Origin of the sequence: Mesonia profundi, from assembly GCF_031085155.1 — a bacterium.
GTDB classification, from domain to species: Bacteria; Bacteroidota; Bacteroidia; order Flavobacteriales; family Flavobacteriaceae; genus Mesonia; species Mesonia profundi.
Genome location: NZ_JAVHUL010000007.1, coordinates 97,915 through 104,104, shown reverse-complemented (window position 1 = coordinate 104,104; position 6,190 = coordinate 97,915). Strand labels below are relative to the sequence as shown.

Here is a 6,190-nt window from a genome sequence, read left to right as displayed (position 1 = left end):
AATTTACTTTGTTTCATAGTTGACAAATTTAAAATTAATTATAACTTCTATTTGTCCTAATTTTGGGGAAGCTTACACCTAAGCTACAATAATCGCTATATAGGCTAGAAAGGTTAAACTCAAACCCATCCAACAAAGAGATTTCACCCTGCCATAAATCTTTTTCTCCTTTCGGAATTTCGGTATTACTCAGCATAGCTTGGTAAACCGTTTTTCTAAATCGATTAAACATCTGCTAATCGTAATAAGTGAGAAACAACCGGCGTAAAGTCATAGAGAGACATTTGGTAGTACTAGAAGCGGTTCCAAAATCAGAGGAGGATAATTTGGTTTGCTTCGTTTGATTTACGCCGTTTTTTCCAGGTTTAACTTGCACAATGGTTTTTCCGTTTACTTGCCTAAAAACCAAATCTCCCAATCCGCCAATGAGTCTGTTGTGCTTATCTAATTGTGCCATAATATCTATAGGTATTACAGTAATAAAACTTTTATTTAGCTCGAATAAAAAAAGACTCAACCATAAGCAACACATATTGAATACACTCTTTTAGTGAAAAAGTGTGTATTCACTGTGGACTCGGTGTAGTATCAGTGTCTATTCACTAGGGGGTAACTACGTAGTAACTACAATTAAACTAGGGATAATTCAAGTCTTTAGTTTTAAGCTAGATTGAAGATACTATAATTATTTAAAAAAACTCACTAAAATAGGGGTAAGTTATTGTTAGTGATGTAGGTAGGTGATTTTATTTAGGAAAACACAGGTTAACTTCATTTTGGTTATACCAGGATAATCTAATAAAACGTAAGCATTTGTTTTGCTACTATTTTAAAAAAAACATTTTTTGTAGGTATTGTGGCTTAATTAAGAAGTGAGGTCCTGAGCAAGAACATACTGATTCATTAATAGGGGTTTATATCAAATTAAATTGATACCGTATTTTCTGCGGAGCTTGGACTATTTTTAAAGTTAATATGAATATGTAAATCAAAAATATCGATGCAAGCATACTGTTTAGTATCATTAATGTCCGATAAACATAGTTGAAAATTCTGTAAGCTTTGAAATGACAGGGAATCAGAGTAGATTTCCTGTTTAGGGCTCGCTTTTATAAAATTTCAAATTTCTTTTATCTACCGAAATACAATAGGTTGATTTTTATCTATTTACGATATAATCTTTCGTCTTATGTCTACTAGCGCAGCGGTCTTATATCTTTAATCGGACAATAGTGATTTAGTATATAATTTTTTAGTTATTGCAGAACATAATTTACCAGAGTTAAGTTAAAAATCATGAGTTTTCTCTTATAAATAAGCTTAGCTTTCTTCTCGCTCTTCTTCTCGCTCTTCTTTTCGTTCTTTGATGCGTTGACGAAAACTCTTAGAGCTCCTTTTAGCGCGTTTATCTTTATTCCTTTTGTTATTGGACATCACTAAAAAGAAGAGTAATCCCAGGCCTGCGAAAACCAGAAGGATTTGAGTAAGCGGAGAAAATTGATCAAAATTCATATTACCTATTTCTTTCGTCACTTTCAATTACGCCATCGCGAAGGCGAATAATTCGATGTGCGTGTGTTGCAATTTCTTCTTCGTGGGTGACTAGAATTACCGTGTTCCCTGAAGCGTGAATCGCATCGAATAAATTCATAATTTCTACCGATGTTTTTGAATCTAAGTTTCCTGTAGGTTCATCGGCTAAGATGATAGAAGGGTGATTCACCAAGGCTCTTCCTACCGCAACCCGTTGACGTTGTCCTCCTGAAAGCTGATTTGGTTTGTGGTCCATTCGGTCTCCTAAACCTACATTTTTTAAGACTTCCGCAGCTCTTATTTCTCGTTCACTTTTAGATTTTCCGGCATAAATCATGGGCAAAGCGACATTGTCTAAGGCCGTTGTTCTTGGCAAGAGGTTAAAGGTTTGGAACACAAAACCAATTTCTTTGTTTCTAATTTCGGCGAGTTCGTCATCGCTCAGCTTAGAAACATCTTTTCCGCTAAGGATGTAAGACCCAGAAGTGGGTGTGTCTAAGCAACCCAATAAATTCATTAAAGTAGATTTTCCCGATCCAGAAGGTCCCATTAAAGCGACATAGTCTCCTTTTTTAATGTTAAGGTCAATTCCTTTTAAAACCTTTACGGTTTCTTGTCCCAAAGGAAAATCTCTGGTAATGTCTTTAATTTGGATAACGTCGCTCATGCTTGTCGTAATTTCTATAGGTAAGACGTGTGGCGTCAAATTTTGTTACAGGCTAAAGGTAAAGATTTTTTTTGTTTTCGCTCTTGCTCGTGTTCTGTCATCCATAGCGGAGCGAAGGATCTTTCTATTGCGAGTAAGAGATTCCTTAGTCGTACCCGCCCGTGCCGTTCGGGCGGGCCTCGATCGGAATGACAGTCGCTTTCTGTCATCCAGAGCAGAGCGAAGGATCTTCCGAATGCGAGTAAGAGATTCCTCAGTCGTACCCGCCCGTGCCGTTCGGGCGGGCCTCTTTCGGAATGATAGTCACTTGTGTCATCGAGAGTGAAACGCAGTGAAGCCCCGCCTGTCACTTTTTAATAATGAAGGGCGGGCAGGAAGGATCTTTTGAATGCGAGTATGAGATTCCTCAGTCGTACCCGCCCGTGCCGTTCGGGCGGGCCTCGATCGGAATGACAGTAGCTTATGTCATTCAAAATGATAGCTTAAAGCCTAATCTTAAAATTTTCTTTCACTTGCTCTTTTCTGAAGAATACCAAGCCCCAATAAAAAGTATCAATCGTGACTTTTACTTGCGGATGTTTTTTGATTTCCTCCCAAGCTTCTTGCATCCCAACCGACCAATAGATGTCGTCAAAAATAAATAAGGTTTCATTATGAATAAGCGGTAATAAAGCTTCAAAATAACGAAGCATAGCTTCTTTGCTGTGATGCCCGTCAATAAAAGCCATATCTATTTTCTCAAAAGGAATCTTGGGAATCTCTTCTTTAAAATCTCCTACGCGAAGCTGAATATTGCTTAAATCATATTTTTTAAAATAGGACTGCGCCACGGCGGCGGTTTGCGGACAGCCTTCAATACTCAGAAGTTTAACCTGATTATTGCAGGCTATACTGGCGGCACCTATTCCTACAGAAGTGCCTAATTCTACCGCAGTTTTAATTTGAAAATAACGCGTTAACCGATTTAGAAACTTGCTTCTTTTCCAAGTGGTTCCTGCATTTTTGGCGATATCGGCTACTTTTCTTTGGTCTTCTTGGAAGACTTGCGAATCCGCCCCCAAATCTTTGACTTTGATTTGCTGCTGATTGGTTAAAATTTCTTTACGGAATTCTTTTAGGATAGGGTAGGAGCTGTAGTTCTCCTTGTCATAAAAACATAAACAAACCAAGCGATATACAAACGGAGAATGTACGCCGTGCTGATTGCTGCTTTTCCACCAAAAATTAGGATAGGATTTGATTAGATGATTCAATGTGGTTCAATTTGGATGGAAAGTTAAAAAATAATTTGATCTTTCTCCTTACCTGTCATGCTGAATTTATTTCAGCATCTCGTACTTCTGTAAGTCAACTCTTCTCACAAACTGCCATTGTGTTAAAAACTAAAAATGAAAAGGAACTTCTAAGCATGAGACCCTGAAACAGGTTCAGGCTGACAGCTCGGACAGTCCCTCCTGAATGGCCATTCGGGGGTTCAGGGTGACAGGTTGCGAGAATGAGATTCCTCAGTCGTTCCTCTATCGGAATGACAGTCGCTTGTGTCATTCAGAATGCAACGCAGTGGAATGATGAATCTCTTGCTTAGAAAGATGAGATTCCTCAGTCGTTCCCGCCCGTACCGTTCGGGCGAGCCTTTTTCAGAGTGAAAAGTGAAAAACTAAAAGTAAAAAGGAACTTCTAAACATGAGAACCTGAAATAAATTCAGGGTGACAGCTCGGGCAGGCCCGCCTGAATGACAAGTCGGGCAGGTTCAGGGTGACAGGTTGCGAGTAAGAGATTCCTCCTTTCGTCGGAAACCTAACGTAGTGGTTCGGCTTAGCCAATGACAGTCGCTTTTTGTCATCCCGAGTGAAACGAAGGATCTTTTACTTAGAAAGGTGAGATTCCTCAGTCGTTCCTGCCCCAATTGAATTCAATTCAGGCGGGACTCTTTCGGAATGACAGTCGCTTGTACCCCTACATCCTAATTCCTAATCCCTAAGCCTCTCCCTCTATAATCGCCGAAAGTTCAAACCAACGTTCGGTTTTTTCGTCGATCTCATCGATGAGTTTTTGAAGCGCTATCGATTTATTTTTAATTTGTTCTTCATTTAAATCTTTTAAAAACTCTTGTTGTAAGGTCTCTTTCTTTCGCTCTAATTTAGGAACGTCTTTTTCGAGTCGTTTAAACTCTTTTTGTTCGTTATAACTTAACTTATTTTCTTCTGAAGTATTTTTACGTTCATTTTTGTTGGTAGAATTAGCTTCTACTTTCTTTGGAGCAGGACTAGCGCTACCTTCATACGCTCTATAATCACTATAATTTCCTGGAAAATCTTCTACCACACCTTCTCCTCTAAATACAAACAAGTGATCTACAATCTTATCCATAAAATAACGATCGTGAGAAACCACCAAGAGGCAACCTGGGTAATCCAATAGGAAGCTCTCTAAAACGTTGAGGGTTACAATATCTAAATCGTTGGTAGGCTCATCGAGAATCAGAAAATTAGGATTTTGAATAAGAATGGTACATAAGTAAAGACGCTTACGCTCGCCACCACTTAGTTTGTCCACAAAATCATATTGTTTCTTTCGGTCAAATAGAAATCTTTCGAGTAATTGAGCCGCAGAAATTTGTCTTCCCTTTTTTAGTGGAATGTAGTCTCCAAACTCACGAATGACTTCAATTACTTTTTGACCTGGCTTAATGTGGATTCCTTTTTGGGTGTAATACCCAAATTTCACCGTTTCGCCAATCGTCATTTTCCCGCTATCCGCTTTTAAATTTCCGGTAAGAATGTTGAGAAACGTAGATTTTCCGGTTCCGTTTTTACCGATGATTCCCAATCGCTCTCCGGGTTGAAAATTATACGTAAATTGATCTAGCAATATGTTATCATCAAAACTCTTCGAGATTTTATGAAGCTCTACAATTTTGTTTCCCATACGCTCCATATTGAGCTCTAGCTGTACTTCGTGATCATTTCTTCGCTTGTGTGCATTGGCTTTGATTTCGGTAAAATCTTCAATTCTAGATTTAGATTTGGTGGTACGCGCTTTGGGTTGGCGGCGCATCCAGTCCAATTCCTTTTTATAAAGTTGTTTGGCTTTATCGGTATTGGTTTTCTCTACTTCTACGCGGGTTTCTTTTTTATCGAGGTAATAGCTGTAATTTCCTTTGTAGGTATACAACTGCCCGTCCTCCAACTCGATGATTTCATTACAAACCCGTTCTAGGAAATAACGGTCGTGGGTCACCATAAATAAGGTGAAGTTTTGCTTTTTAAAGAAATCTTCCAGCCACTCAATCATTTCTAAGTCTAGGTGGTTGGTAGGCTCATCTAAAATCAACACATCGGGTTTGTCTAATAAAACTGTGGCTAATGCCAATCGCTTTTTTTGTCCGCCAGAAAGTTTACTCACCGGTTGGTCGAGGTCATCTAGTTTTAGTTTAGATAAAATTTGCTTGTATTCGGTCTCAAAGTCCCAAGCTTGTTTAGCTTCCATGAGGTCAAAAGCTTTTTGGTAGGCTTCGGCATCATCTGGGTTTTTTAAGGCTTTTTCGTACTGCTCAATAATCCGCAGGACTTCATTATCTGAAGCAAAAACGATTTGCTCAACCGTAAGCTTTGGATCTAAGTTAGGCTCTTGCGGTAAAAAGGCGGTTTTAATATTTTTTCTAAAAACCACTTTCCCTTCATCGGGTTGTTCGGCTTGCGATAGAATATTCAGTAAGGAAGTTTTTCCTGTACCATTTTTAGCGATAAGTGCAATTTTCTGACCTTGATTGATTCCGAAGGATAAATCGGTAAACAAAATGCGTTCGCCATAAGCCTTGGCGATATTCTCTATAGATGCGTAATTCAAGTCTTTATTTTTCTTGCAAATTAACAAGAAAATACTGAGTATTCTTGGTTTAGGTTTTATTATTAATTTTCAATAGTTATATTCTCTTCTTAGTAGAAATGTTTTTTATAGGTATTACATTTGATTCTTCCATAAGATTT

At 38.4% G+C, this 6,190-nt stretch carries 6 protein-coding genes; all 6 read right to left on the bottom strand.

Features of this window, described 5'->3' with window-relative positions:
- Nucleotides 1–34 precede the first annotated feature (34 nt).
- On the bottom strand, nt 35–196 hold the full coding sequence (locus tag RBU60_RS04375) for a hypothetical protein (RefSeq protein WP_308863450.1): 162 nt from the start codon (nt 194–196) through the stop codon (nt 35–37).
- 39 nt (nt 197–235) lie between these two features.
- Nucleotides 236–457 carry a hypothetical protein gene (locus RBU60_RS04370; RefSeq protein ID WP_308863448.1) on the bottom strand — a complete coding sequence of 74 codons (222 nt, stop codon included), beginning with the start codon at nt 455–457 and terminating at the stop codon, nt 236–238.
- Between the two features lie 863 nt (nt 458–1,320).
- Nucleotides 1,321–1,512: a hypothetical protein gene (locus RBU60_RS04365; protein WP_308863447.1), complete on the bottom strand. Its 192-nt coding sequence runs from the start codon at nt 1,510–1,512 to the stop codon at nt 1,321–1,323.
- A gap of 1 nt (nt 1,513) precedes the next feature.
- The gene (locus tag RBU60_RS04360; RefSeq protein WP_308863446.1) at nt 1,514–2,200 is read right to left on the bottom strand and encodes an ABC transporter ATP-binding protein; all 687 of its coding nucleotides are present in this window, start codon (nt 2,198–2,200) and stop codon (nt 1,514–1,516) included.
- Between the two features lie 482 nt (nt 2,201–2,682).
- Complete coding sequence (locus RBU60_RS04355) at nt 2,683–3,453, bottom strand: O-methyltransferase (protein ID WP_308863445.1); 771 nt, start codon at nt 3,451–3,453, stop codon at nt 2,683–2,685.
- A 725-nt stretch (nt 3,454–4,178) separates the two neighbouring features.
- Entirely contained in the window at nt 4,179–6,050 is a 1,872-nt protein-coding gene (locus RBU60_RS04350; RefSeq protein ID WP_308863444.1) for an ABC-F family ATP-binding cassette domain-containing protein, read from the bottom strand.
- Nucleotides 6,051–6,190: the final 140 nt, after the last annotated feature.